The sequence below is a fragment of the Variovorax sp. KK3 genome (assembly GCF_001984055.1).
In the GTDB taxonomy this organism is placed as follows: Bacteria; Pseudomonadota; Gammaproteobacteria; order Burkholderiales; family Burkholderiaceae_C; genus Variovorax.
Genome location: NZ_LYVO01000089.1, coordinates 1 through 26,372, shown reverse-complemented (window position 1 = coordinate 26,372; position 26,372 = coordinate 1). Strand labels below are relative to the sequence as shown.

Sequence of the window (26,372 nt, the reverse complement as noted above, 5' to 3'; positions counted from 1 at the left end):
CCCGCGACCCACCAGGCGCTCGAATCGGTGTTCGACGGCCGTGTCGTCGTGCACCGCGTCGCGGGCCAGTGGATCGCGATTCCCGCTTGAACGAAGGACTCCCATGCAGATCGAGACACCACCCACCGCGAAGCCCTACGACAAGCCCGAAGGCGAGCGCCGCGGCATCGTGATCGTCAACACCGGCGACGGCAAGGGCAAGAGCACGGCCGCCTTCGGCCTGGCGCTGCGCGCGCACGGACGCGGCAAGGCCGTGAAGATCTACCAGTTCATGAAGGTGCCGAGCGCGCGCTTCGGCGAGCACCGCATGTTCGAGCAGATCGGCATTCCCATCGAAGGCCTCGGCGACGGCTTCAGCTGGAAGAGCCAGGACCTGGAGCGCTCGGCGCAACTCGCGCGCGACGGTTGGCAGAAGGCCCGGGCTGCCATTCTTTCGGGCGACTACTTCCTCGTGGTGCTCGACGAGATCACCTATCCGCTGATCTACGGCTGGCTGCCGCTGCCCGACGTGCTGGAAACGCTGCGCAGCCGCCCGCGCGACGTGCACGTCGCATTGACGGGCCGTCGCTGCCCGCCGGAGATCATCGAGCTGGCCGACACCGTGACGGAAATGCAGATGGTCAAGCACGCCTTCAAAGCAGGCATCCCCGCCCAACGCGGCATCGAAGACTAGACATGCCCCCGTTCTGGCTCCCTTCCCCTCTGGGGGAGGGCTGGGGTGGGGGCACCGCGCTCCTGATCAACGCCGCTGCCCTCTGCCTGGCCCTGGGCATCGACCGCCTATTCGGCGAGCCCTCGCCACGCTGGCACCCGGTGGTATGGATGGGCAATTACCTCACCCGCACCGGTTTTCGCATCGCCCCGCGATCCGACGCCTCGACGCGTCCCAGGGCATGGCCCTTCATGGCCGGCATGCTGGCGTGGTGCACAGGTGCAGCCATCTTCGTCCTGCTTGCCGTCTCGGTGGTTGTGATCGCCGCCCGCTTGCCATCCTGGGCACAGGCGATCGTCCTGGCCCTTGCCCTCAAGCCCTTGCTTGCCTGGCGCATGCTTCGCGACGAGGTGTTGGCGGTCGAGGCGGCCCTGGGTCGCTCACTCGAAGAGGGCCGCAGCCAACTGGCCCGCCTGGTCAGCCGCGACGTCCAGGCCCTCGACGAAACGCAGGTGCGCGAAAGCGCCATCGAGTCGCTGGCCGAGAACCTCAACGACTCGGTGATCGCGCCCCTGTTCTGGTTCTTGCTGCTGGGGCTGCCCGGCGCGGCCCTCTACCGCTTCGCCAACACCGCCGATGCCATGTGGGGCTACCGCGGTGCGCGCAACGGCCGCATCTGGGAATGGGCCGGCAAATGGGCCGCCCGCGCCGACGACGTGCTGTCGTGGCTCCCCGCCCGCCTGACGGGCCTGCTGCTGTGCTCCCTCTCCCTCTCGCGCTGGCGGGAGAGAACTGGGATGACGGTGATCCCTGCGCTTCCACGCCAGGCCGCACTCACCCCATCCCCCAACAGCGGCTGGCCCATGGCCGCCATGGCCATGCTGCTGAACGTGCGACTGTCCAAGCCCGGCGTGTACGTGCTCAACGCCGAAGGCCGCGACGCGCAGCCCGAGCACACCGTGCGCGCGGCCAGGCTCGGCGGCAGGGCGGTCTTCGGCATGGCCGTGCTCGCATCCGCCGCGCTGCTGACCCTGGCAGCATGGCACCCGGCATGAACGCGCAGACCGACCTCGATGCCCCGCACGGCGGTCCCGACGCCCGCGGCGCGGCCCTGCACGATTTTTCGACCAACGCGAACGCCTGCGGGCCGTGTCCCATGGCGCTGCGGGCGGTGCAGCAAGCCGATGCCAGCCGCTACCCCGACCCCCGGTACACCGGGCTTCGCGACTCGCTCGGCGCCTGGCATGGCGTGGCGCCCGGGCGCATCGTGATCGCCGCGAGCGCGAGCGAGTTCATCTCCCGCATCACCGCGACAGTTGTGCAGCGGAGAGGCGGCGCAGTCTGGTTGCCGCAGCACGGCTACGGCGACTACGCACGCGCCGCGGCGGCGTGGAGACTGGGGTTGCGGCGCGAACCAGAGGCGGTCGATGGCTGCTCGCTGGTCTGGTGCTGCGACCCGTCCAGCCCGCTGGGCCAAGTGCAACCTGATCTGTCGGCGCGGGTCGATGCGGCCGATCCTGGCACCTGCGTCCTCGACCTGGCCTACGAACCGTTGCGCCTCGAAGGCCATCTGTCGCTCGACGAGGCGCAACGCGATCGCGTGTGGCAACTGTGGACGCCGAACAAGGCGCTCGGGCTGACCGGCATCCGCGCCGCCTATGCCGTCGCGCCGCACGGGGCCGACGACGTGGCGGCGCACCTCGACCACCTCGCGCCTTCCTGGCCGCTTGGCACGCACGGCGTGGCGCTGCTCGACGCCTGGACGCATCGCGACACGCAAACCTGGCTGAGCGACAGCCTCGACCGACTGCGCGAATGGAAGCGCCGACAGCAGGCCTTGTGCGAATCGCTGGGCTGGGCCGTGCTGCCCAGCGTTGCCAACTTCTTCTGCGCTCGCCCCGACGCGCCCCATGCCTCCCGTGCTGCCGGGCTGCGCAACGCCGGCATCCAACTGCGCGACACCGCCTCCTTCGGCCTGCCGGGCCATGTGCGGCTCGGTGTGCTGCCGCCTGCGAGCCAGGAAGCCTTGGCCCGGGCGTGGCGCGCAACGGCCTGAGCCAGGGAAAGCCTCAGCGCCGCTGCAGCGCCGGATTCTTCGCGAACAACTCCGCCGCCCAGTCCACGAACACCCGCACCTTCGCGCTCAAATGCCGGTTGGGCGGGTACACCACATGCACCGGCAGCGGCTCGCGGGTCCAGTCGGGCAGCAGGTGCACCAGCTCGCCGCTCTCGATGTGCGGAATGGCCATGAAACCCACGCACTGCGAAATGCCGAAGCCGCCCAGCACGGCCGCCAGGTGGGCGTTGGCCTCGTTCACCGACACCCGGTACGGCCCCGAGATCTCGATGTGCTCTTCGCCCTTGCTGAACTCGTGCGGATAGATGCGCCGCGAGCCGGGCGCGAAATAGCTGACCACGTGGTGCCGCTTCTCCAGGTCGCTGGGATGCTGCGGCGTGCCGTAGCGCTTGACGTAGGCCGGCGAGGCCACGGTCACGAAATCGAGCGTGCCGATGCGGCGCGCAACCAGCGACTGGTCGGTCAGTTCGCCAGCGCGGATCACGCAGTCGACGTTGTCGCTGATCAGGTCGACCGGTCGGTCGCTCACGCCCAGGTCGACCTGGATGTCGGGGTAGCGGTCGCAGAAGCCGGCCAGCGCCGGCAGGATGATCATCCGCGCGGTGGACGAGCCCACGTCGATGCGCAGGCGCCCGGTCGGGTTGGCCTGCGCGTTGGTCATGCTGGCCTCGATGTCGTCGAAGTCGTTGAGCAGCCGGGCCGTGCGGTCGTAATACGCGGCGCCGTCCGGCGTGACGGTCACGCGCCGGGTGGTACGGTTCAGCAGCTTGACGTGCAGGCGCGACTCCAGCGCCTGGATCTGCTTGGTGACCGTGCCCTTGGGCAGCCCGAGCGAGTCCGCGGCACGGGTAAAGGTGCCGGCTTCCACGACGCGGACGAAGATCCGCATACCCTGGATCTGATCCATGAATGCTCCTGGGGGAAATGGCCTGCCCATCGGAGGCAGGGGCGCGGATTCTCACATGCGGCTTCTTAGCCGATTGTTAGTCGATTGGAAACAGAGTTCGAACCGTGGGCCTGTTGTGGCTTTGTCCCAGGCCCTTAACATTCAAACATCGTTCACATTCCGAGCAAGCCTCATGTCTACCCGCCCCACCTCGCAACCTGCCGAAGCCGTTGCGGCCACGCCGGCCGCTGCTGCGTCGGGTCATGAAACCGACATCAGCATCCCGCTGCCCGAGCGCGAGCCCGTGCAGGCCCGGCTCTACGGGCAGAAGGCCAAGGGCGCGACGACGCCGCTGGTGCTGCATTTCCACGGCGGCACCTTCGTGAGCGGCGACCTGGACGACGGCCGCAACGTGGCCCGCATGCTGGCCGATGCCGGCTCGGTGGTGCTCTCGGTGGCCTATCCGCTCAAGCCGTTTCCGGAGCCGATCGAGGTCGGCTTCGCGGCGCTGGAATGGGCCTACAAGCAACGCGTCAAGCTGGCCGGCAAGGGTGCCCGCCTGTACCTGGCGGGCGAAGAGGCCGGCGGCAACGTGGCGGCCGCGGTGGGCGTGATGGCACGCGACCGCGCCCATCCGCCGCTGGCAGGCCAGATCCTGCTGTCGCCGATGCTCGACCCCTGCGCCGGCACGCTGTCGCTGCGCAATGCCTCCGCCGAAGACCCGCGCTGCCGCTGGGCTTCGGGTTGGCAGGAATACCTGAGCTGCCCCATGAACGCCACGCACCCCTATGCGGTGCCGGGCGCATCGCTCAGGCTGGCCGAGCTGGCACCGACGCTGGTGCTGGTCGGCGAGGACGATGCGATGCGCGACGAGGCCCTGGCCTTCGCGCGGCGCTTGCATGACGCCGGCATCGCGGTGACGAAGGCGGTGCTGCCTTCCAACGCCCGCTGTCCGGACGAGTTGTACGACCCCGCTTCTGGCGATTGCGCGTGCTCGGAGACAGTCGGTAGGCATCTGCGCGCTTTCTTCGCTTCCACGGTGCCGCCGGTGCCTCCGCCGGCCTAGGCCCCAGCCGGCTGCGCCGGCCGAACTTTTTATCGAACCCGATCGGCCTGCCGGCACCACCGGCGGTGCCGGACGTCGCCTTCCTGCTGCTCTTTCGCATGCGGGCCGGACCCCTGTTTTCTGCGTTTTTCCGTTGTTTCACAAGTCATCACGAGGACCATCACCATGCCAACCAACAACAAGTCGTCGAATGCCAAGCGTCGCTTCTGGCCTGCCGTGACCGGCGCGACCGCCCTGGTGGCGATCGCATCGGCCGTGCTGCTGGGCTTTCCCAGCATCAAAGCCGAGGCCAACGATGCGCCCGCGGTGGCGGCGCCGCGCGCCACGCCGGTGTCGGTGGCCGTGGTGGCCGCGACCGACGTCAACACCTGGGACGAGTTCTCCGGCCGCCTCGAAGCGGTGGAGCGGGTCGACGTGCGCTCCCGCGTCTCGGGCGCCGTGCAGGCGGTTCACTTCCGCGAAGGCGCGCTGGTCAAGCAGGGCGACCTGCTGATCACCATCGATCCGGCGCCCTACGCGGCGGAAGTCGAGCGCGCCGAAGCGCAGGTCACATCGGCTCAAGCCCGCGCCGCCTTCACGCGCAGCGAGCAGGAGCGCGCCAAGCGCCTGTGGGACGACAAGGCCATCGCCCAGCGCGAACTCGACGAGCGCATCAACGCAGGCCGCGAGGCCGAAGCCAACCTGCGCGCCGCGCAGGCCCAACTGCAGACCGCGCGCCTGAGCCTGGGCTACACGCAGGTGAAGGCACCGGTCTCGGGTCGGGTCGGCAAGCTCGAAGTGACCACGGGCAACCTGGTCGCGGCCGGCCCCGGGGCGCCGGTGCTGACCACGCTGGTGTCGGTCAGCCCGATCTACGCGAGCTTCGATGCCGACGAGCAGGTCGTCGTCAAGGCCCTGAGGGAACTGCCGGCCGGCGCCGCCGCGCGCGGCAAGCTCGACGGCATCCCGGTGCAGATGGGCACGGCCGGCCTCGAAGGCACGCCCTATGAAGGCCGGCTGCAGCTGATCGACAACCAGGTCGATGCCAAGAGCGGCACGGTGCGCGTGCGCGCCGCCTTCGACAACAAGGAAGGCACGCTGATCCCCGGCCAGTTCGCCCGCATCCGCATGGGGCAGGCGAAGAGCGACAACGCGCTGCTGGTCAGCGAGCGTGCCGTCGGCACCGATCAGAGCAAGAAGTTCGTGATGGTCGTGGGGGAGGACAACAAGGCCGAGTGGCGCGAAGTCACCCTGGGCGCACCGGCCAACGGCCTGCGCGTGGTGACCAAGGGGCTCAAGGCCGGCGAGCGGGTCGTGGTCAACGGCCTGCAGCACATCCGCCCCGGTGCCTTGGTGGCGCCGCAGGTGGTGAGCATGGACGGCAAGACGGATGCGCAGGGCCAGCGTGTGGCCAGCGCCGGCAAGTCCTGAGCAGGGACAGCCTCAACCGGAGGGAAACATCATGAATCTATCGAAGTTCTTCATCGATCGGCCGATCTTCGCGGGCGTGCTCTCGCTGCTGATGCTGATCGCCGGCCTGATCGCCTTGCGCGGCCTGCCGATCTCCGAATACCCCGAGGTCGCACCGCCCTCGGTGGTGGTGCGCGCCCAGTACCCGGGCGCCAATCCGAAGGTGATCGCCGAAACGGTGGCGACGCCGCTCGAGGAGCAGATCAACGGCGTCGAGAACATGCTCTACATGGGCAGCCAGGCCACCACCGACGGCGTGATGACGCTGACGGTGACCTTCAAGCTCGGCACCGACCCCGACAAGGCGCAGCAGATGGTGCAGAACCGCGTCGCGCAGGCCGAGCCGCGGTTGCCCGAAGAAGTGCGCCGGCTCGGCATCACCACCGTCAAGAGCTCACCGAACATCACGATGGTGGTGCACCTGGTGTCGCCCAACGGCCGCTACGACATGAACTACCTGCGCAACTACGCGGTGCTCAACGTCAAGGACCGGCTGGCGCGCATCAACGGCGTGGGCCAGGTGCAGGCCTGGGGCGGCGGCGAGTACGCGATGCGCGTCTGGCTCGACCCGCAGAAGGTCGCGCAGCGCGGCCTCTCGGCCAGCGACGTGGTGGCCGCCATCCGCGGGCAGAACATCCAGGCGGCTGCCGGCGTGGTCGGTTCATCGCCGGGCCTGCCCGGCGTGGACACGCAGCTGTCGATCAATGCGCAAGGCCGCCTGCAGAACGAGGAAGAGTTCGGCGACATCATCGTCAAGACCGGTGCCGACGGCGCCGTGACCCGGCTGCGCGACCTGGGCCGCATCGAACTGGGCGCGTCGGAATATGCGCTGCGCTCGCTGCTGGACAACCAGCAGGCGGTGGGCATCGGCGTGTTCCAGTCGCCGGGCTCCAACTCGCTGCAGATCTCGGCCGACGTGCGCAAGACCATGGACGAGCTGGCCAAGTTCATGCCCGAAGGGCTGGAATACCGCATCGCCTACGACCCGACGCAGTTCGTGCGCGCCTCCATCGATTCGGTGGTGCACACGCTGCTCGAAGCCATCGCGCTGGTGGTGCTGGTGGTCATCCTGTTCCTGCAGACCTGGCGCGCTTCCATCATTCCGCTGCTGGCGGTACCGGTGTCGGTGATCGGCACTTTCGCGGTGCTGCACGTGCTCGGCTTCTCGATCAACGCGCTCACCCTGTTCGGGCTGGTGCTGGCCATCGGCATCGTGGTGGACGACGCGATCGTGGTCGTCGAGAACGTGGAGCGCAACATCGAGGCCGGGCTTTCGCCACGCGAGGCCACCTACCGCGCCATGCGCGAGGTGTCGGGGCCCATCATCGCCATCGCGCTGACGCTGGTGGCGGTGTTCCTGCCGCTGGCCTTCATCAGCGGCCTCACGGGCCAGTTCTACCGACAGTTCGCGGTGACCATCGCGATCTCGACGGTGATCTCGGCGATCAACTCGCTGACCCTGTCGCCCGCGCTGGCCGCGCTGCTGCTCAAGGGCCACGACGCGCCCAAGGACGCGCTGACCCGCGGCATGGACCGCGCGTTCGGATGGCTGTTCCGCGGCTTCAACCGCTTCTTCCACCGCGGCTCGGAAGCCTACAGCGGCGGCGTGCGCCGGGTGCTGTCGCGCAAGGCGCTGATGATGGCGATGTACCTCGCGCTGATCGGCCTGACCTTCGGCCTCTTCAAGGCGGTGCCCAACGGCTTCGTGCCGGCGCAGGACAAGCAGTACCTGATCGGCTTCGCCCAGCTGCCCGACGGCGCCACGCTGGACCGCACCGAGGAAGTCATCCGCCGCATGGGCGAGGTCATGGAGAAGAACCCGAACATCGAGGGCTCGCTGTCCTTCCCGGGGCTGTCGATCAACGGCTTCACCAACAGCTCGAACTCGGGCATCGCCTTCGCCATGCTCAAGCCTTTCGACGAGCGCAAGCGCGCGGACCAGAGCGGCGGCGCCATCGCGCAGCAGCTCAATGCCGAGTTCTCGCAGATCCAGGACGCCTTCATCGTCATGTTCCCGCCGCCTCCGGTGGAAGGGCTTGGGACGACGGGCGGCTTCAAGCTGCAGCTGGAAGACCGTGGTTCGGTCGGCTATGAGGCGATGGACGGGGCGGTGAAGGCCTTCATGGCCAAGGCCATGCAGGCGCCCGAGCTGACCGGCATGTTCACGAGCTGGCAGGTCAACGTGCCGCAGCTCTATGCCGACATCGACCGCACCAAGGCGCGCCAGCTCGGTGTGCCCGTGCAGGACATCTTCGACACGATGCAGATCTACCTGGGCAGCCTGTATGCGAACGACTTCAACAAGTTCGGCCGTACCTACAGCGTGCGCGTGCAGGCGGATGCCGAGCACCGCGCGCGGGCCGAAGACATCGGCCTGCTGAAGGTGCGTTCGACCTCGGGCGAGATGGTGCCGCTGTCGGCGCTGATGAAGGTGGATTCGAGCTTCGGCCCGGAACGCGCCATGCGCTACAACGGCTACCTGACCGCCGACATCAACGGCGGCCCGGCGCCCGGCTTCTCGTCGGGCGAGGCGCAGGCCGCCATCGAGCGCATCGCCGCCGAGACCCTGCCCAAGGGCGTGGACTTCGAATGGACCGACCTGACCTACCAGGAGATCCTGGCCGGCAACTCGGCCGTGGTCATCTTCCCGCTGGCGATCCTGCTGGTGTTCCTGGTACTGGCGGCGCAGTACGAGAGCCTCACGCTGCCGCTGGCCATCATCCTGATCGTGCCGATGGGCATCCTGGCCGCGATGACCGGGGTGTGGATCTCGGGCGGCGACAGCAACGTGTTCACCCAGATCGGGCTCATGGTGCTGGTGGGGCTATCGGCGAAGAACGCGATCCTGATCGTGGAGTTCGCTCGCGAGCTGGAGTTCGCCGGCCGCAACCCGGTGCAGGCCGCGATCGAAGCCAGCCGCCTGCGTCTGCGCCCGATCCTGATGACCTCGCTGGCCTTCGTGATGGGTGTGCTGCCGCTGGTGCTGGCCACCGGCGCCGGGGCCGAAATGCGTTCGGCGATGGGCGTGGCGGTGTTCGCCGGAATGATCGGGGTGACGGCCTTCGGCCTGTTCCTGACGCCGGTGTTCTACGTGGCCCTCCGCAAGCTGACGGGCAACAAGCCGCTCAAGCTGCACGGCGAGGTGCCGCACCTGGCCGACGACGGCTTCGTCTCGGCCGAGCATCCGGCGAGCGTGCCGCACCACGATGGCGGCGGTTCTTCCGGTGGCGGCGGTGGCCTGCGACCCCAGCCTGCCGCGCCCCTGAAGGCGCACGACTGATCGAAGGCGAGAGCCTTCCTGCAAGAAGCAAGAACCTGCTGCACGACATCGCAGCCACAAGAAAGCGGATCATGAAACTCGATCGAAGCACTACTTCCCGGTCCTGGCGCGCGGCGCTGGTGCCGCTGCTCGCCGCCCTGGTGCTGGCCGGCTGCGCCACCGCCACGCCCGAGGCACCCAGCGTGCCGACGCCGTCCCAGTTCAAGGAGCAGGCCGCCGCGCCGGCCGAAGGGCAATGGACGCGCGCCAAGCCGGCCGAGGCCCAGCCGCGCGGCGAATGGTGGCGCGCCTTCAACGACCCGGTGCTCGATGCACTGGTCGCGCGCGCCGATGCCGCCAACAACAGCATCCAGGGCGCGGCGGCACGGCTGGCCGAGGCGCGCTCGCTGGTGCGCAGCGCCGACGCCAACCGCGCACCGCAGCTCGGCCTGGGCGGTGGCGCCAGCCGGCAGCGCGGGCTGGACCGCAACCAGAGCACGCAGCCCTCGACGCTGATCAACGCCGGGCTCGACTTTTCCTACGAGCTCGACTTGTTCGGCCGGCTCTCGAAGGCCAGCGACGCGGCCCGGCTCGACGCCGAGTCGCGCGAAGGCTTGCTGCAGAGCACGCGCCTGCTGGTGCAGGCCGAGACGGCCCAGACCTACCTGTCGCTGCGCGCCATCGACGACGAAAGGCAGCTCGTGCGCGAGACGGTCGAGGCCTACCGCGACACGCTTCGCCTGACGCAGCAGCGCCACCAGGCCGGCGACATCGCCGAACTCGACGTAGCCCGTGTCGAGACCGAGGTGGCCTCCACCGAATCGGAAGCGCTCACGCTCGACCGCCGCCGTGCCGAACTCGAACATGCGCTGGCCGTGCTGACGGGCGAGGCCGCCTCCACCTTCGAGATGAAGCCCGATCGCTGGAGCACGGCCTTGCCCGTGATTCCTGCCGGCGTGCCGGCCACCGTGCTGACGCGTCGGCCCGACGTGTCGGCCGCGCAGAAGACCGTGCTGGCCGCGCAGGCCCGCGTGGGCGTGGCGCAGGCGGCGTGGTTCCCCAACATCGCACTGACCGGCGGGGCCGGCTATGCGTCGAGCGACATCGGCGACCTGTTCAAGTGGTCGGCGCGCTCGTGGGGCATCGGTGCCTTGCTGTCGCTGCCGCTGCTCGACGGCGGCCGGCGCGAGGCCGGGGTCCAAGGCGCCAACGCGCAACTGGATGGCGCCCTGGCGGGTTACCGCGACCAGGTGCTAGGCGCCTTCCGCGACGTGGAGGACCAGTTGTCGTCGTTGCGCATCCTGGAGTCGCAGGCCGAGGTGCAGGGCAGGGCGGTGGCCTCGGCCACGCGCGCCACGCAGCTGTCCGATACGCGATACCGCAACGGCTACGTCAGCCAGCTCGATCTGCTCGACGCGCGCCGCAGCGAGTTGCGCAATCGGCGCCAGGCACTGCAGGTGCGCTCGGCGCAATACCAGTCGACGGTGGGGCTGATCCGCGCGCTGGGCGGCGGCTGGACGGCCGGCGATGCCGTGGCCGAGGCGGCGCTGCCGGCGGCGCAGATGGCTGCCCGCTGAGCAGACGCCATCACTCGGATTCGGTGACGGGTCGCGGCCGTTCGCGCGCCTGGCGCAACGCGGCCGCCCCGAGAGCGAGCGCGCTCGAGTAACTCGGCTGCGGCGTGGTGGCCGAGCGCGCATGGCGGTAGTGCAGAACCTCGGATCCGTCGTCCTCGATGGCTTCGATCAACACCCAGTAGTAGCTGCCTTTGTCGCGCTCCTCGATCGTGAGCGCCATGTCCTGTACGAAAGCCATCGACCTGTTCTTTCTTTTGTTGCGAAGAGCAGGTACGCAGCCAGCTGAAATCGGATTCATGCGCCGCCTAACACACGCGGCAAAGCGTGACGGACTTGGCAGAAGTTGTAACAAGTCCGCCGGCGACACGGGGCCCGGGCCCGCCGTCGACCGAGTGGCTGTCGGCCTTGCAGCAGGGCTTGCCGCAATGAGTGGCGATGCGCGCTATGAGCGCGGCGATGGCGTCGCCGCCTTGTGGACAATGCGCGCATGAATTCTTCCCCGGCAAGACCGGCAAGACCGGAAACCGGTGCGGCCCGCTGCGTGATGGTGCTGGGCACCACCAGCGGGGCCGGCAAGAGCTGGCTGGCCACGGCGCTGTGCCGCTGGTATGCGCGCCGAGGCCTGAAAGTGGCGCCCTTCAAGGCGCAGAACATGAGCAACAACGCGCGCGTGGTCGCCGGCGGCGAGATCGGCAGCGCGCAGTATTTCCAGGCGCTCGCAGCGTGCGCCGTGCCCGAGGTGCGGATGAACCCGCTCCTGCTCAAGCCCGAGCGCGACACCCACAGCCAGGTGGTACTGATGGGCCAGGTGAGCGCCGATCTCACGGCCTTGCCCTGGCGCGGGCGCAGCGAGCGTGTGTGGCCGCAGATCGCGCAGGCGCTCGACGAATTGCGTGCGCAGAACGACGTCGTCGTCATCGAAGGCGCGGGCTCGCCGGCCGAGATCAACCTGATGGACAGCGACATCGTCAACCTGCGCGTCGCGCGGCAGGCCGGTGCGCGCTGCCTGCTGGTGACCGACATCGACCGCGGCGGTGCCTTCGCGCACCTGTACGGCACCTGGGCCTTGATGCCCGAGGCCGACCGCGCACGGTTGGCCGGCTTCGTGCTCAACAAGTTTCGCGGCGACGCCACGCTGCTCGCACCCGCGCCCGAACGCCTGCGCGAGCTGACCGGCGTGCCCACGGTGGCGACGCTGCCCATGTGGTGGCAGCACGGCCTGCCCGAGGAAGACGGGGTGTTCGACGACCGCGGCGACGCAGCCGGCGAAGTGCGGCTGACGGTCGCCGTCGTGGCCTATCCGCGCATCAGCAACCTCGACGAATTCCAGCCGCTGAAGAACGTCGAGGGCGTTCGCCTGCGATGGGCCCGCAGCCCGGCCGAGCTAGCGGGCGCCGACTGGATCGTGCTGCCCGGCTCTAAGAACACCAGCGGCGACCTGGCCTGGCTGCGCGCGCAGGGCTTGGACCGCGCGGTGGCGGCGCATGCGGCAAATGGCGGTGCGGTGCTCGGCATCTGCGGTGGCTTGCAGATGCTGGGCGAGGCGCTGATCGATCCGCATGGCGTGGACGGCAACGGCCCTGGCCTGGGGCTGCTGCCGTTGGTCACCGAGTTCGCGCAGGGCAAGACGGTGCAACTGCGCGAAGCGCGTTTCGGCGCGTTGAACGATGCGTGGGCCGCGCTGTCCGGCGTGGCGCTGCGGGGCTACGAGATCCATCATGGGCAGACCGCACCTCATCCCGCGATGGCCGCCGCCGGCGAGCATGCGCTTCCGGCGATGCCCGATGACCTGGCCTGGCGCAATGCGCGGGGCAACGTGCTGGGCCTGTACCTGCACGGCCTGTTCGAAGAGCCGGCCGTGCTGGAGGCGCTGTTCGGCGCTCGCGCGCGCACGCTGGAATCCGTGTTCGACGGCCTGGCCGACCAGATCGAATCCCACTTTGAAGCGGGCGTGCTGCGCGCCCTGATCGAATGACCCTCTCGCTTGAACTTCCCGCCGTCGCGGCGATCGACGATGCCGCATTGGCAGCCCGCCTTCAGCACCTGCTCGACCACAAGACCAAGCCGCTCGGCGCACTGGGCCAGTTGGAGGCGCTGGCACTGCAGCTGGGCCTGATCCTCGGCAGCGAGACGCCCGTGCTTCGCGCGCCGCAGATGCTGGTCTGCGCCGGCGACCACGGCCTGGCGGCGCGTGGCGTCTCGGCCTATCCGAGCGACGTGACCTGGCAGATGGTGGAGAACTTTCTTGCCGGTGGTGCCGCCGTCAGCGTGCTCGCGCGGCAGCATGGGCTGGCGTTGACGGTGGTGGACTGCGGTGTGCGGCATGACTTCGCCGCCGGCGGGCCGCGAAGCGTCGGGCCTGGAAGCAATGCACCGCGCGAGGGACTGGTCGTGCGCAAGATCGCGCCGGGCACGGCCGACGCGTCGATCGGCCCCGCGATGAGCGCGGCGCAATGCAGTCAGGCCATCGCCAACGGCATCGCGCTGGTGCGCGAGTTGCCGGGCAACGCGCTGCTGTTGGGCGAGATGGGCATCGGCAACACCTCGGCTGCCTCGCTGCTGCTCGCGCGGCTGACCGGCGCGGACATCGACGACTGCACGGGCAGCGGCACCGGCCTCGACGAAGCCGGCGTGGCGCACAAGCGCGCCTTGTTGCGCGAGGTGCTGGCGCTGCATGCCGACGCCGGCACGCCGCTGAGTGCACTCGCGGCCTTCGGCGGCTTCGAAATCGCCACGCTGGTCGGGGCGGTGCTGCAGGCCGCCGAGGAGCGGCGCGTGGTCGTGGCCGATGGCTTCATCGCCAGCGTGGCGGTGCTGGTGGCGAACGCCCTGCGGCCGCACGTGGTGCAGCGCTGCGTGGCGGCCCATTCGTCCGCCGAGCCGGGGCATCGCTTGCTGCTGGAAGCGCTGCGCCTGCGTCCGCTGCTCGACCTGAACCTGCGCCTCGGCGAAGGCTCGGGCGCCGCGCTGGCGTGGCCCCTGCTCGAATCGGCCTGCCGCATCCTGCGCGAGATGGCCAGCTTCGAATCGGCCGGCGTGTCGCAGCGGGGCGGCTGATGCAGGGCGTGCGCCATTTCCTGCTGGCGCTGCAGTTCTTCACGCGCGTCCCGGTAACGGGCCGGCTGGCCGACTGGGTCGGCTTCAGTCCTGCGATGCTGCGTGCGAGCGCCGCGCACTTTCCGGGTGTGGGCTGGCTGGTCGGGGCGGTGGGCGCGGCGGTGTTCCTGCTAACGCAGCCGGGCTTGCACGGCGTGGCCGGCGCCGCGGCCGCGGCGCTGCTGTCGACCATCGCGACGGTGCTGCTCACCGGCGCCTTTCATGAGGACGGGCTGGCCGATGTGGCCGATGGCCTCGGCGGCTCGGCCGATCGCGAACGGGCGCTGGAGATCATGAAGGACTCGCGCATCGGCGCCTTCGGTGCCATTGCACTGGTGCTCGCGCTCGGGCTGAAGATCGCGCTGCTGGCCACGCTGGCGGGGCAGGGCGCGGCCAATGCCGCCACCGCCCTGCTGGCGGCGCACGTGCTGTCGCGGTTGGCGCCGCTGTTTCTCATCCGCTTTCTGCCGCATGTCGGTAGCGAAGGGAGCAGCAAGTCGAAGCCGCTGGCCGACGCGATCGGAGGCGGTGCTTTGCTGGTCGGCGTGCTGTACGGCATGCCGGCTGCGGCGCTGTTGCTGGTGACGCATCCGTCGACGCAGGCGGTGGCTGCGCTGGCGGGATGTGCGCTGGGCGCGTTCCTGCTCGCCCGGCTGCTGATGCGACGGCTGCAAGGCTTCACCGGCGACGGCCTGGGCGCGACGCAACAGGTGTGCGAACTCGCCATCTACCTCGCGCTGGCGTGGCAGGCATGAAGCTGAACCTGGTGCGCCATGCCCAGACCACGGCGGCCACCGGCGCCTGCTATGGGCGCAGCGACGTCGACGTGACGCCGGAGGCAACGCAGGCGATCGCCGAACGCATCGCACCGGCCTTGCCGGCCGGCATCGCGCTGGTCTGCTCGCCGCTCAGGCGCTGCGCCGGCTTGGCCGATGCCATCGTCGCGCTGCGGCCGGAACTGAGCTTGCGCGTCGACCCACGCATCGCCGAGATGGATTTCGGCGACTGGGAAGGCCATGCATGGAGCGCCATCGCGCGCGCCGAGTTCGATGCCTGGACCCGTGACTTCGCCGACGCGCGCGCAGGCGGAACAGGGGAAAGCACGCGTGCCTTCATGCAGCGGGTGGGCGAGGCCTACGATGAGTGGCAGGCCGCCGGGCATGACGCGCTATGGGTGACGCATGCCGGCGTGATCCGCGCCGTGTGGGCCCTGCGCGAGGGCATGCGCTGCGTGGAGCGCGCGGACCAGTGGCCGTCGCGGCCGATCGGCTTCGGCGAGTGGGTGGTTGTCGAAGGCTGATGACCCGGCTTGCGTGCGTGCTCACGGCGCCGGCGTCTTCGGCTTGTAGTCGCACCAGGGCGCCACGGCGCACTTCCAGCACATCGGCTTGCGCGCCACGCAGACGTACCGACCGTGCAGGATCAGCCAGTGGTGCGCATGCAGGCGATAGGCCGCCGGCACCCGCTTCTCGAGCTTAAGTTCGACTTCCAGCGGCGTCTTGCCGGGCGCGAGGCCGGTACGGTTGCTGACGCGAACGATGTGCGTGTCGACCGCCATGGTGGGTTCGCCGAAGGCCACGTTGAGCACCACGTTGGCGGTCTTGCGGCCCACGCCGGGCAGCGCTTCGAGTTCGGCGCGCGTTCGCGGCACCTCGCCGCCGTGCAGCTCGACGAGCATGCGGCAGGCTTCCATCAGATGCTTCGCCTTGCTGCGGTAGAGGCCGATGGTCTTGATGTAGCCCTCGAGCCCTTCCAGGCCCAGGTCGAGGATCGCTTGCGGCGTGTTGGCCACCGGGTAGAGCTTGCGGGTGGCCTTGTTCACGCCCACGTCGGTGGCTTGCGCCGACAACAGAACCGCAGCCAGCAACTCGAAGGGCGTGCTGTATTCGAGTTCGGTTTCGGGTTCCGGATTCGCCGCCTGCAGCGTGGCGAAGAAGGGCTCGATCGCTGTTTTTTTCATCGTGGCGGCGAGTGTATGCATGTCGTCGGCCGCTGGGGGGTGGCCCGGTGGCGGCCTGCGATGAACTTGCGACAATGGCGACCCCTTCAGTTCCCTCGCAGCAGGCCGTCATGCAATTCGCCACCCGCCTCGACAACGTCGAAACCTCCGCCATCCGAGAACTCTTCAAGCTGCTGGGCAAGCCCGGCATCATCAGCTTTGCGGGCGGCTTTCCGGACAGCGCGATGTTCGACGTCGACGGATTGAAGGAGGCCAGTGCCAAGGCCCTGTCGGAAGAACCCGGCGGCGCGCTGCAGTACGGCGCCACCGAAGGCTACGAACCGTTGCGCACGCAGCTGTCGGCCTTCATGAAGGGCAAGGGCGTGCAGGTCGACCCGTCAGGCCTGATCGTCACCACCGGCAGCCAGCAGGCGCTGGACCTGCTGGGCAAGACGCTCATTTCGCCCGGCGACAAGGTCATCGTCGAAGGCCCGACCTTCCTCGCGACCATTCAATGCTTTCGCCTCTACGGCGCCAATCTGATCAGCGCGCCGGTCGATGCCGATGGCGTGCAGGTCGACAAGCTCGAGCAGCTGATCGCGGAGCACAAACCCAAGTTCGTGTACCTGATCCCGACGTTCGGCAACCCGAGCGGCGCCATGCTGAGCCTGGAGCGGCGCAGAAAGGTGCTGGAGCTGGCCGTGAAGCACGACACCGTGGTCGTCGAGGACGACCCCTACGGCGATCTCTACTTCGGCAAGGCTCCGCCGCCATCGATCATGTCGCTGACGAGCGAAGTGCCGGGCAGCCGCGAGCGCGTGGTGCATTGCGGCAGCCTCAGCAAGGTGCTGAGCCCGGGCCTGCGCATCGGCTGGATGATCGCGCCGGCCGAGCTGCTGGCAAAGGCCACGATGTGCAAGCAGTTCAGCGACGCCCACACCAGCACCTTCGCGCAGGCCACTGCGGCGCAGTACCTCAAGAGCGGCCGCATGCCCGATACGCTGGCGAATGTGCGCAAGGTGTACGCGGAGCGCGCCGCAGCCATGGGCGCCGCGCTCAAGCGCGAGTTGGGCGATGCGATCGACTTCACGCAACCTGGCGGCGGCCTGTTCTTCTGGGCTCGCCTGACCGGCGCGGGCGGCAAGCTGGCCGATGCCAACGTGTTCGCCCAGCGCGCGATCGAGAAGGGTGTGGCATTCGTGCCCGGTGCACCCTTCTTCGCCGAGAAGCCGGACCTGGCGACCCTGCGGCTGAGCTTCGCGACCGCCAACGTCGAGAAGATCGAAGAAGGCATCCAGCGCCTGGGCGCGGCGCTCTGATCGACTCGGCTCAGCGTTGCGCGTCGGCCAAGCGCAAGCCGTAGCGCTGCTCGGCCTCCCGCAGCGAAGGCGCGATGGTCGGGTGCAGGCGCACGCCTTCCGCGCGCTGCTCGGCGCGGCGCTGCAGGCCGCGTTCGCCGGGCATGCGGACGGGCCGGCCGGCGTCGGCAGGCGGATTCGAGCGGCATTGCCCGGCCAGGTGGTCCATTTGCCGCAGGAAGTCCGCCTTGCCGCCGAAGGCGCTCAGGTCGTGCAAGGTGAGATGCACCGTCGCGCCCCAGCCCTCGGGCGCATCGGCCCGGCCGTGCCCCGCGAGTCCTGCCGTCAACGCCTCGACCAGCAGCGCCATGCCGTAGCCCTTGTGGCCGTGGCTGATGCCGCCGACCGGCAGCAGCGTGCCGGGCGGCTTGGCGAACAGCACCGCGGGGTCGTTGCTGGGCCGGCCCTGGGCATCGATCAGCCATTCCTCGGCGAAGCGCTCACCCGCCTTGTGCTTGCGGTTGCTCATGCCGTTGGTAGTGATCGAGGCCGAGATGTCGACCATCACCCCGCCTTCGCCGAGCGGAAAGCCCAGCGCCAGCGGATTGGGTGTGAACACGGCCTGGGTGCCGCCGAAGGGCGCCACGCTTGCGGTGTTGGGGTCGGAGCAGGCCAGCACCAGCAGCATGTCTTCTTCGAGCGCGCGCAGCAGGTAGACCGCCAGGCAGGCGATGTGATGGCTGCGCCGGATCACCAGCGAGGCGGTGCCGAGTTCGCGCGCCCGAGGCAGCAGCAGATCGAGGCCTTGATGCACCAGCCAGGGGCCGGGGAGGCGCTGGCCGTCCCACAGCACGGCCGCCGGGCGGTCGGAGACGATGAGCGGTGCGCCGTCGGCTTTCATGCGGCCGCCTTCGAGTTCCTTCACGTAGCCGGCCAGCAGGGCCATTCCGTGGGTGTCGTGGCCCAGCAGGTCGCCTTGCACGAGCGTGTCGGCGACGCTGTCGGCCAGGAGTGGGGCGAGGCCGGCGGCCTGCAGTAGTTGCGTGGCGTAGCGGGTGAGGGCGGTGGCGTCGTAGCGCGGGGATGAGGCGTTCATGGCCCCAGTGTGCTTCAGCGCAGGCCGCATCCGCCATAGGGAGATGCCGGTCTGCAATGACCGGCAGTCCGACGTCAGCGCAGCACTTCGAGCAAGCGGTCGAGCCCGCCTTCGTCGATCGCGACCATGGCCTGTTCGCGCACCTTGGGCTTGGCGTGATAGGCCACCGAGAGGCCTGCCTCGCCCATCATCGGCAGGTCGTTGGCGCCATCGCCCACGGCGATGCATTCCGCCGGCGAGATGCCGAGCAGCGATGCCACCTCGAGCAGCGTGCGGCGCTTCTCGGCGCCGTCGCAGATGTCGCCCCAGGACTGCATCGCCACACGGCCGGTGAGGCGGCCATCGGCCTCGTCAAGCAGGTTCGAGCGGGCGAAATCGATTCCGAGGCGCTCCTTCACGCGATTGGCGAAGAAGGTGAATCCACCCGACACCAGCAGCACCTTGAGCCCCGCAGCCTTGCAAGAGTTCACCAGCGTCTCGGCGCCCGGATTGAGTCGCAGGCGTTCGTCGTAGACCTCATGCAGCGCCGTCACCGGCACGCCCTGCAGCAGTGCCACGCGCCGGCGCAGGCTTTCCTTGAAATCCTTGATCTCGCCGCGCATCGTGGCCTCGGTGATGGCCGCAACCTCGGCCTTCTTGCCGACCGCGTCGGCGATCTCGTCGATGCACTCGATGTTGATCAACGTCGAGTCCATGTCGAAGGCGATGAGCTTGAAGTCGGTGAGTCGCAAAGTGGGGGCGAAACGCTGGATGCGCAGGCCGGGGGTGTGCTGGTGCGGGAAGCTCATGTCAGTCGTGCCAGTTGTCGACGCGCAGTCTGGGCACGCGCAAGAATTCGCGGGTGTTCCGTGTGACGATCGTCAGGTCGTGCGCCAGTGCCACGGCGGCTATCAAGATGTCATACGGGCCGATGGGCGTACCGCGTGATTGCAATTGCGCGCGGATCGCCGCGCCATGGCGGCTGGCAACCTCATCGAAGTCGAGGATCGCGTAGCGCTCGCGGAGCGCGTTCACATAAGCCTCCATCTGCGCCCGGTTGGTTGACTTGGCGATGCCGAAGCGCAACTCGAACAGGTTGATGGAACTGATCGCAATATCGTCATCGTCGTGTTCACCCAAGCGAGCCAAGCAGTTGCCGGCACGCTTGTACACGTAGATCAGCGTGTCGGTATCGAGCAGATATTTCAGAACGCCTCGCGCGGTGTGTCGGTTCCGAGATCGGCATAGCGGTCCACCAGCAGCGCATCCCAGCCATCTGCACCGGCTGGACTTGATGCGTTGGCGCGGTCTAGCTCGGCAAAAAATTCTTCCCATGTCGTCTTGGGCTTGCGCATCTCGGCTTCCGCGAACTGGGCAAACCACTTGCTCAGCGACAGATCAGCGCGACGCGCAGCCTCCTTGGCGGCGTTCAGCGCGTCTTCTTCCAGGTAGATCGTGACTTGGGACATGCCGGCTTCCTCTATGCATGCTCGGGCGGCGATTATATAAGTGCACGCACTTATATATGCACTGCACGCGGTGCGGGGCTGCTGCCACTGCATGCGCTTCTTTGCGCCGAGGGCCGAATGCTAGCGCGCCGCGTCGCCCGCAATGAAGTAGGGCGCCCAGAAATACGGGTGGGCGTAGCCTTCGCCCAGCTTGCCAGCCATCATGTCGCGCTGCACCCGTGCCAGCGCTTGTGCCTTCGACAGTGCGGGATCGGCCGCGTAAGCCTTGAACAGGCCGATCGTCAGTTGGGTTGCCGATTCCGATTCCACCGCCCATTGGGTGACCAGCAGCGTGCGCGCACCGGAGGCGAAGAATCCACGCGAGAGCGCGGACATCGTGTCGCCTGCCGCCCCGCTGGTGGTCCCGGTGTTGCACGCGGAGAGCACCACCCAGTCGGCGTTCAGCCGCAGCGCGATGATGTCGTCGATGGTAAGCAGTGAGTCGTCCAGTCCCTGGCCTTCGTAAGACATCGCCAGCCCCGGCTTGAAGAGGCCGGGGAGTTCACCGGGCAGCAGGCCATGGGTGGCGAAAGCCACGACCCGCGCGTTCGAGAAATCCTGTTTGAGCACGGTGCTGCGTGCGGCCGCCGGGCCGTGCACGATGCTTTGCTCCGGGGCGTTCAGCGCGACGCCGATGGCGCGCACCTCGTCGAGCGTTTCCGGCAGCGGGGCCAGGGTGCGATAGGCCGCCGACGCCACCGCGCCGGCCGGGCTGCGCAGGGCGCGTGGTCTCACGGAGGAGCGCACGGCGCCGTCCCTGGATGCGGTGGCTCCGTCGAAGGCCGGGTCGGCGAAGGCGATGAATGGCGCGCTGGCGCGCTGCGCGCCACGCGTGCGCGCCAGCACCAAGGCCGAGGCGCTGGGCATCTGGACCGGCGTGACCGACGATGCCCACCAGTTGGCGCTGCCGAGGTCCGTCCACGGCCGCATCAGAAGCACGTTCCAGGGAACGCTGCTGAGCTGGCCGCTCGACAGGTAGATAGTGGCGGCGCCTTGCAACTGTGCCTCGATGGGCGCTATGACGGCGCGATAGATGGCATGTGCTGCGTCGGGATCGAAGCCACCGAGCGGGTTGCGGCGGGTGGGAGGCACGCCTGTCTCGAAGCCGGCGCGAAGTGCGGCAGTCTGCGCGATGAGTTGGGAGCGAGTCGTCTCGAGGCGCTGAGCATGAAGACGACCGGACGGCAGCACCACGAAGACATAGCTGGCCAGCCGGCCGGCGTAGAGGTTTACGTAGGCTTCACCGGGACGCAGTACCGCCCCGAGCCGGGCGCTGTCTGGAATCTCGGGGCTGATGAGCTCGCGATAGACAGGGAACTGCGACGCGATCTGGCGCCGAAGTTCCTTGAGCTTGCTTACGCTGGCCTGGAGCGATTTCTCTTTCTTGTCTGCATCCTCGGCCTGGCGCTGCACGACCGCGTCGTCGCCGGAAGCACGCGCCTGCTCGAGCCGCGTGCTCGCGACGGCAAAAGCACGCCTGTTCGTTGCCTGGTCGAAGCGCACGATCTGCTCTTGCTCAATCAGCGCGCGCAGGCGGGGGTCGCTCGCCGCCAGGCGCGCCGCACCGTCGGTAAGCGCTCCTTGCGACGCATTCACCCTGAGCAACTCGGCAATGCGAAAGGCGAGAGCCTGCGCCTGCTCGGTGCTGCCGTCGCCCTGCCAGCGCATGAGCCGCTCCAGCGCGTTCGCGAGGGCGCCGTCCTCGACGTAGATCCCGCGGTAGCGCGCTTCGGGCCAGTCGTCCGTGTTGGTCTGGCGTCCGACGTAGCGTTCGATGTCGGAAACGCTGAGTCCGCCTTGCGGATCGTTCAATTGGTAGAGCATCCGCATCGAGGAGCGGTAGCGGAAGAACGGGCTCTCGGTGCCCTGGAAGCGCGTGTCACGGTCCAGCTGTTCGATCAGCCGCGTGGCGGCGGCGGCCCATTGACCGCGTGCGGCGAGCACCAGCGAATCGGCCTCGCCAGCCGGAATGGTGCCGCCGAACATGGGGTTGATCGCGCGCGTGCGGGTCATGGCGTCGGCGTCCGCCACGTGCTCGGTGATTCGCCCCAACGCCAACGCGATCAGCAGCCGGATTCGCACCGCCAGGCCGTACGAGTGATATTGCTCGCCGAGGTTGGCGCGCTGGTAGGTCGCGAGGCTGGTGTTGATGGCAGCGAGCGCGCCCTCGTAGTCGTCGAAGGAGCACAGGGCGATGGCGCGTGCTGCCTGGATCATGGCGATCTGGTGCTGCGTCGGCTGCAGGTCGGGACGGGCTTCGAGGCGGCGCTCGATCTCCTGTACGTAGCTCAGCGCTTCCTGGCGCCGGTTGTTCTGTACCAGGAGGATCACATGCAATTGCACGTTGTTGAGCAGCTCGTTGGCCGCCGCGCGCCGCCGCTTCTCGCTGAAGGACGGATTGTTGAAGTTGGCCCAAGCGAGATTGGAGGTCTCACGGGTCTTGCCGAGGGCGATGTCGTGCCGCGCCTGGTGGCGACGTGCAACCTCCGCCTCCGCGCGCAGGAAGCTGTACGAAGGTTCCGTGAACAGGGTCTCGATATCGTCCGGCCGCGCCTCCTGGGCCAAACTCTTGGCGCGTGCGATCAGCCGCTGGCTCCTGGGGTAGTCGCCGATCAGCGCCTGCGACATCGCCAGGCTGGACGCCAGGACCGAGCGCCGCGCGGTGGAGAGACGGTCGTCATTCAAGGCGTCGTCGCGCAGCTTGACGCTTTCCGCGACACGACCTGCCCGCACGTATCCACGGATCAACTCGTCGTAGCCCAGCCAGCGCTCCTGGCCGACGGAGGCCCCGCTCAACTGCTCGCGCAGCGCGTCTTCGCGATCTTTGGTCAGCCGGCGCTGGGGCGACGTCGCCGAGGCGGCTTCATCCTGGTCATCCGCTTCCGGTTCCGGCTGCTGGGCCGACGCGGTGAAGGCGGCAAACGCGAGCATGGCGGACACGACAAACGCGAGCATGAAGCGCGTGGCAGGGAGCGGCATGGCGACACCTCCAGGTGCGCATTGTGTCGCTCCAAGGTCGCGGTGAGACAACGGCCAAACGGCCTATGTCGGACTCGTTGCAGGCGCGGTCGCTGCGGCTAGGGGCGACCCCAGACTGCGAAGAATGTCTCTCACCATCTGCGCCCGATCCCTCGGCTCCTTCAACTCCCGTTCGATCCGCAGCTTTTCGTTGCCCGCCAGCTTGATGTGCTTGTTCTTCTGGATCAGCTGGATGATGGCCATCGAATCGATCGGCGGGTCTTTCTTGAAGCTGATGTTGATGACGCCCGGCGCCGCATCGACCTTGACCACGCCGTAGGGCCGCGCGAGCACGCGCAGGCGGTGGACGTCGATCAGTGTCTGCGCCTGCGGCGGCAGCTTGCCGAAGCGGTCGACGATTTCTTCGAGCAGGGTGTCGATCTGGTCGGGCGTTCGCGCGGTGGCGAGCTTCTTGTAGAAGGACAGGCGCAGGTGCACGTCGCCGCAATAGTCTTCGGGCAGCAGCGCGGGCGCGTGCAGGTTGATTTCGGTGGTGACCGACAACGGCGCCAGCAGGTCGGGTTCTTCGCCGGCCTTCAAAGATCGCACGGCCTCGGCGAGCATCTCGTTGTAGAGCTGGAAACCGATCTCCATCATGTTGCCGCTCTGATTCTCACCCAGCACTTCGCCGGCGCCGCGGATTTCCAGGTCGTGCATGGCCAGGTAGAAGCCGGAGCCGAGTTCTTCCATTTGCTGGATGGCGTCGAGCCGCTGGGCGGCCTGCTTGGTCAGGCCCTCGATGTCGGGCACCATCAGGTAGGCATAGGCCTGGTGGTGGCTGCGGCCGACCCGGCCCCGCAGCTGGTGCAACTGGGCCAGGCCGAACTTGTCGGCACGGCTCATCACGATGGTGTTGGCGCTCGGCACGTCGATGCCGGTTTCGATGATGGTGGAGCACAGCAGCAGGTTGTAGCGCTGGGCCACGAAGTCGCGCATCACGCGCTCCAGCTCGCGCTCGGGCATCTGGCCGTGGGCCACGGCGATGCGCGCCTCGGGCAGGATCTGCTCCAGCTTCTGGCGCCGGTTCTCGATGGTCTCGACCTCGTTGTGCAGGAAGTAGACCTGCCCGCCGCGCTTGAGCTCGCGCAGCACGGCTTCGCGGATGACGCCGGTACCTTCGTTGCGCACGAAGGTCTTGATGGCCAGGCGGCGCTGCGGCGCGGTGGCGATCACGCTCAGGTCGCGCAGGCCTTCGAGCGCCATGCCCAGCGTGCGGGGGATGGGCGTGGCGGTAAGGGTGAGCACGTCGACCTCGGCGCGCAGGGCCTTCATCGCCTCCTTGTGGCGCACGCCGAAGCGATGCTCCTCGTCGATGATGAGCAGGCCGAGGTTCTTGAACTGGACGCTCGACGACAGGAGCTTGTGCGTGCCGACCACGATGTCCACGCTGCCGTCGGCCAGGCCCTTGGCGGCACTGTTGATTTCCTTGGTCGAGCGGAAGCGGCTCATCTCGGCCACCTTGACCGGCCACTTGGCGAAACGGTCCACCAGGGTCTGGTAGTGCTGCTCGGCCAGCAGGGTGGTGGGTGCAAGAAAGGCGACCTGCTTGCCGCCCGTCATCGCGACGAAGGCGGCGCGCAGCGCGACCTCGGTCTTGCCGAAGCCGACGTCGCCGCAGACCAGGCGGTCCATCGGCTGCGGCGAGATCATGTCCTGGATCACCGCATGGATGGCGGCCTTCTGGTCGGCGGTTTCGTCGAAGCCGAAGTCGTTGGCGAACACCTCGTAGTCGGCGGCCGAGAAGCGGAAGGCGTGACCTTCGCGCGCGGCGCGGCGGGCATAGATGTTGAGCAGCTCGGCGGCGGCGTCGCGCACCTGCTCGGCGGCCTTGCGCTTGGCCTTTTCCCACTGGCCCGAGCCGAGCTTGTGCAACGGTGCTTCGTCGGCGCTGACGCCGGTGTAGCGGCTGACCAGGTGCAACTGCGCGACCGGCACGTACAACGTGGCCTTGTCGGCGTATTCGAGATGCAGCATCTCCTGCATCAGCGGCTTGCCGTCGGGGCCGGTGCCCTGGCCCAGGTCCATGTGCACGAGGCCGCGATAGCGGCCGATGCCGTGGGCCGAATGCACGACCGGGTCGCCGACGGCCAGCTCGCTCAAGTCCTTGATCAGCGCCTCGACGTCGCTGACCTGCTCCTGCTTGCGGTTGCGCCGGCGCGTGGTGGGTGCAGCGGCGAAGAGCTCGGTCTCGGTGATGAAGTCGATGCTTCGCTCGGTCCAGGCGAAGCCGGCGGCCAGTGCGGCGGTGGCGATGCCGGTCTTCTCGTCGGCAGCGGCTTCGAACTCGGCCAGCGAATCGAAAGCGGGCGGGTTGAGGCCGCTGGCGCGCAGGAAGTCGAGCAGGCTTTCGCGCCGACCATCGCTTTCGGCGATGAAGAGCACGCGGTGCGGCGTGGCGGCGATGTGCGCCTTGAGCTTGACCAGCGGGTCGTCCGCGCCGCGCACCACGGCGAAGGGCGGCAGCGTTTCGAACTCGGTGTAGGGCGTGCCCTCGGTCGATCGAATGGCGAGCTGCGCATGCGGCTTGGCGCGCTGGTAGAACTGCTCGGCATTGAGGAACAGCGCCTCCGGCGGCAGCGCCGGCCGCTCGGGGTCGCCGCGCACGAGACGGTAGCGCTCGCCTGTGTCCTGCCAGAAATGCTGGAAGGCGGGCTCCAGGTCGCCGTGCAGCACCAGCGTGGTGTCCACGCCAAGGTAGTCGAACACCGTCGCCGTTTCCTCGAAGAAGAGCGGCAGGTAGTACTCGATGCCCGCGGTCGCGACGCCGTTGCCCATGTCCTTGTAGAGGCGGCTGCGCGTGGGGTCGCCCTCGAGCAGCTCGCGCCAGCGGTTGCGGAAGCGCGCGCGGGCCTCGTCGTCCATCGGAAATTCGCGGCCCGGCAGCAGGCGCACCTCGGGCACGGGGTAGAGGCTGCGCTGGGTGTCGGGGTCGAAGGTGCGGATCGAGTCGATCTCGTCGTCGAACAGGTCGACGCGGAATGGCACTTGCGAGCCCATCGGGAACAGGTCGATCAGCCCGCCGCGCACCGCGTATTCGCCCGGGCTCACCACCTGCGTGACGTGGGTGTAGCCGGCCAGCGTGAGCTGGGCCTTGAGCCTGGATTCCTCCAGCTTCTGCTTGGTCTTGAAGTGGAACGTGTAGCCCGCCATGAAGGACGGCGGGGCCAGGCGGTAGAGCGCGGTGGTGGCGGGCACCAGCACCACGTCGGCGTCTTTCTGGCTGATGCGCCAGAGCGTGGCCAGGCGTTCGCTGATCAGGTCCTGGTGGGGCGAGAAGCTGTCGTAGGGCAGCGTCTCCCAATCGGGGAACAGGGCGCAGCGCAGCGTGGGCGCGAAGAAGACGAGTTCGTCGATGAGGCGCTGCGCGTCGTTGGCATCGGCGGTGAAGACGGCGGTGGCGCGGCCGGCCGATTTTTCGCGCTCGGCCAGCTGCGCCAGCAGCAAGGCATCGGCAGAAAGGGCGGGGCGGGGC

The 26,372-nt window shown here is 68.5% G+C and carries 21 protein-coding genes; 12 read left to right on the top strand and 9 right to left on the bottom strand.

Annotated elements, in window-relative coordinates; all coding sequences use genetic code 11:
- The first annotated feature begins 103 nt into the window (after positions 1 to 103).
- The 3 genes from cobO to B0W80_RS29305 are packed head-to-tail and all read left to right on the top strand — an operon-like array spanning position 104 to position 2,708.
- Positions 104 to 673 (top strand): cob(I)yrinic acid a,c-diamide adenosyltransferase, encoded by a 570-nt coding sequence (cobO, locus tag B0W80_RS29315; RefSeq protein ID WP_077002678.1) that lies wholly within the window; start codon positions 104 to 106, stop codon positions 671 to 673.
- Between the two features lie 2 nt (positions 674 to 675).
- On the top strand, positions 676 to 1,707 hold the full coding sequence (gene cbiB, locus B0W80_RS29310; protein WP_083745700.1) for an adenosylcobinamide-phosphate synthase CbiB: 1,032 nt from the start codon (positions 676 to 678) through the stop codon (positions 1,705 to 1,707).
- Positions 1,704 to 2,708, top strand: a complete 1,005-nt coding sequence (locus B0W80_RS29305) for an aminotransferase class I/II-fold pyridoxal phosphate-dependent enzyme (protein ID WP_143684826.1) — start codon at positions 1,704 to 1,706, stop codon at positions 2,706 to 2,708. Before cbiB ends, B0W80_RS29305 begins: the two co-directional genes overlap by 4 nt.
- 13 nt (positions 2,709 to 2,721) lie before the next feature.
- Here B0W80_RS29305 and B0W80_RS29300 read toward each other — a convergent pair whose 3' ends face one another.
- Positions 2,722 to 3,636: a LysR family transcriptional regulator gene (locus tag B0W80_RS29300; protein WP_077002676.1), complete on the bottom strand. Its 915-nt coding sequence runs from the start codon at positions 3,634 to 3,636 to the stop codon at positions 2,722 to 2,724.
- Positions 3,637 to 3,808: 172 nt separating this feature from the next.
- On the opposite strand from B0W80_RS29300, the gene B0W80_RS29295 reads away from it, so the two are divergent.
- From B0W80_RS29295 to B0W80_RS29280, 4 genes are all read left to right on the top strand, one after another.
- On the top strand, positions 3,809 to 4,681 hold the full coding sequence (locus B0W80_RS29295) for an alpha/beta hydrolase (protein ID WP_077002675.1): 873 nt from the start codon (positions 3,809 to 3,811) through the stop codon (positions 4,679 to 4,681).
- A 165-nt stretch (positions 4,682 to 4,846) separates the two neighbouring features.
- Complete coding sequence (locus tag B0W80_RS29290) at positions 4,847 to 6,091, top strand: efflux RND transporter periplasmic adaptor subunit (protein WP_077002674.1); 1,245 nt, start codon at positions 4,847 to 4,849, stop codon at positions 6,089 to 6,091.
- A 31-nt stretch (positions 6,092 to 6,122) separates the two neighbouring features.
- Positions 6,123 to 9,410, top strand: a complete 3,288-nt coding sequence (locus tag B0W80_RS29285; RefSeq protein WP_077002673.1) for an efflux RND transporter permease subunit — start codon at positions 6,123 to 6,125, stop codon at positions 9,408 to 9,410.
- Positions 9,411 to 9,481: 71 nt separating this feature from the next.
- Positions 9,482 to 10,966: an efflux transporter outer membrane subunit gene (locus B0W80_RS29280; protein ID WP_077002672.1), complete on the top strand. Its 1,485-nt coding sequence runs from the start codon at positions 9,482 to 9,484 to the stop codon at positions 10,964 to 10,966.
- Positions 10,967 to 10,976: 10 nt separating this feature from the next.
- On the opposite strand, the gene B0W80_RS29275 is transcribed toward B0W80_RS29280, so the two are convergent.
- Positions 10,977 to 11,204 carry a hypothetical protein gene (locus B0W80_RS29275; RefSeq protein WP_077002671.1) on the bottom strand — a complete coding sequence of 76 codons (228 nt, stop codon included), beginning with the start codon at positions 11,202 to 11,204 and terminating at the stop codon, positions 10,977 to 10,979.
- A gap of 249 nt (positions 11,205 to 11,453) precedes the next feature.
- On the opposite strand from B0W80_RS29275, the gene B0W80_RS29270 reads away from it, so the two are divergent.
- Genes B0W80_RS29270 through B0W80_RS29255 form a run of 4 tightly spaced genes read left to right on the top strand, consistent with a single transcriptional unit; the run spans position 11,454 to position 15,362 of the window.
- Positions 11,454 to 12,941: a cobyric acid synthase gene (locus B0W80_RS29270; protein WP_077002682.1), complete on the top strand. Its 1,488-nt coding sequence runs from the start codon at positions 11,454 to 11,456 to the stop codon at positions 12,939 to 12,941.
- Positions 12,938 to 14,023 (top strand): nicotinate-nucleotide--dimethylbenzimidazole phosphoribosyltransferase, encoded by a 1,086-nt coding sequence (cobT, locus tag B0W80_RS29265; RefSeq protein ID WP_077002670.1) that lies wholly within the window; start codon positions 12,938 to 12,940, stop codon positions 14,021 to 14,023. The genes B0W80_RS29270 and cobT overlap by 4 nt, the downstream gene beginning before the upstream one ends.
- Complete coding sequence (gene cobS, locus B0W80_RS29260; protein ID WP_077002669.1) at positions 14,023 to 14,817, top strand: adenosylcobinamide-GDP ribazoletransferase; 795 nt, start codon at positions 14,023 to 14,025, stop codon at positions 14,815 to 14,817. Before cobT ends, cobS begins: the two co-directional genes overlap by 1 nt.
- Complete coding sequence (locus B0W80_RS29255; RefSeq protein WP_077002668.1) at positions 14,814 to 15,362, top strand: histidine phosphatase family protein; 549 nt, start codon at positions 14,814 to 14,816, stop codon at positions 15,360 to 15,362. Before cobS ends, B0W80_RS29255 begins: the two co-directional genes overlap by 4 nt.
- A gap of 21 nt (positions 15,363 to 15,383) precedes the next feature.
- Here the strand turns inward: B0W80_RS29255 and nth are convergent, their stop codons facing one another.
- On the bottom strand, positions 15,384 to 16,022 hold the full coding sequence (gene nth, locus B0W80_RS29250) for an endonuclease III (RefSeq protein WP_077002667.1): 639 nt from the start codon (positions 16,020 to 16,022) through the stop codon (positions 15,384 to 15,386).
- Positions 16,023 to 16,132: 110 nt separating this feature from the next.
- Here nth and B0W80_RS29245 point away from each other — a divergent pair, with 110 nt between their 5' ends.
- Positions 16,133 to 17,320 (top strand): PLP-dependent aminotransferase family protein, encoded by a 1,188-nt coding sequence (locus B0W80_RS29245; protein WP_077002681.1) that lies wholly within the window; start codon positions 16,133 to 16,135, stop codon positions 17,318 to 17,320.
- Between the two features lie 10 nt (positions 17,321 to 17,330).
- Here B0W80_RS29245 and B0W80_RS29240 read toward each other — a convergent pair whose 3' ends face one another.
- The 6 genes from B0W80_RS29240 to mfd all read right to left on the bottom strand — a co-directional run.
- A complete protein-coding gene (locus tag B0W80_RS29240) occupies positions 17,331 to 18,395 on the bottom strand; it encodes an Ldh family oxidoreductase (RefSeq protein ID WP_077002666.1) in 1,065 nt (354 codons plus the stop codon).
- A 74-nt stretch (positions 18,396 to 18,469) separates the two neighbouring features.
- Positions 18,470 to 19,183, bottom strand: a complete 714-nt coding sequence (gene serB / locus B0W80_RS29235; protein ID WP_077002665.1) for a phosphoserine phosphatase SerB — start codon at positions 19,181 to 19,183, stop codon at positions 18,470 to 18,472.
- A 1-nt stretch (position 19,184) separates the two neighbouring features.
- A complete protein-coding gene (locus B0W80_RS29230) occupies positions 19,185 to 19,574 on the bottom strand; it encodes a type II toxin-antitoxin system VapC family toxin (RefSeq protein WP_256856719.1) in 390 nt (129 codons plus the stop codon).
- 5 nt (positions 19,575 to 19,579) lie between these two features.
- The gene (locus tag B0W80_RS36050; protein WP_218668965.1) at positions 19,580 to 19,843 is read right to left on the bottom strand and encodes a hypothetical protein; all 264 of its coding nucleotides are present in this window, start codon (positions 19,841 to 19,843) and stop codon (positions 19,580 to 19,582) included.
- 120 nt (positions 19,844 to 19,963) lie between these two features.
- Complete coding sequence (locus tag B0W80_RS29225; protein ID WP_077002664.1) at positions 19,964 to 22,861, bottom strand: CHAT domain-containing protein; 2,898 nt, start codon at positions 22,859 to 22,861, stop codon at positions 19,964 to 19,966.
- 63 nt (positions 22,862 to 22,924) lie between these two features.
- Positions 22,925 to 26,372, bottom strand: a 3,448-nt coding sequence (gene mfd / locus B0W80_RS29220) for a transcription-repair coupling factor (protein WP_077002679.1), incomplete at its 5' end; no start/stop codon positions are given.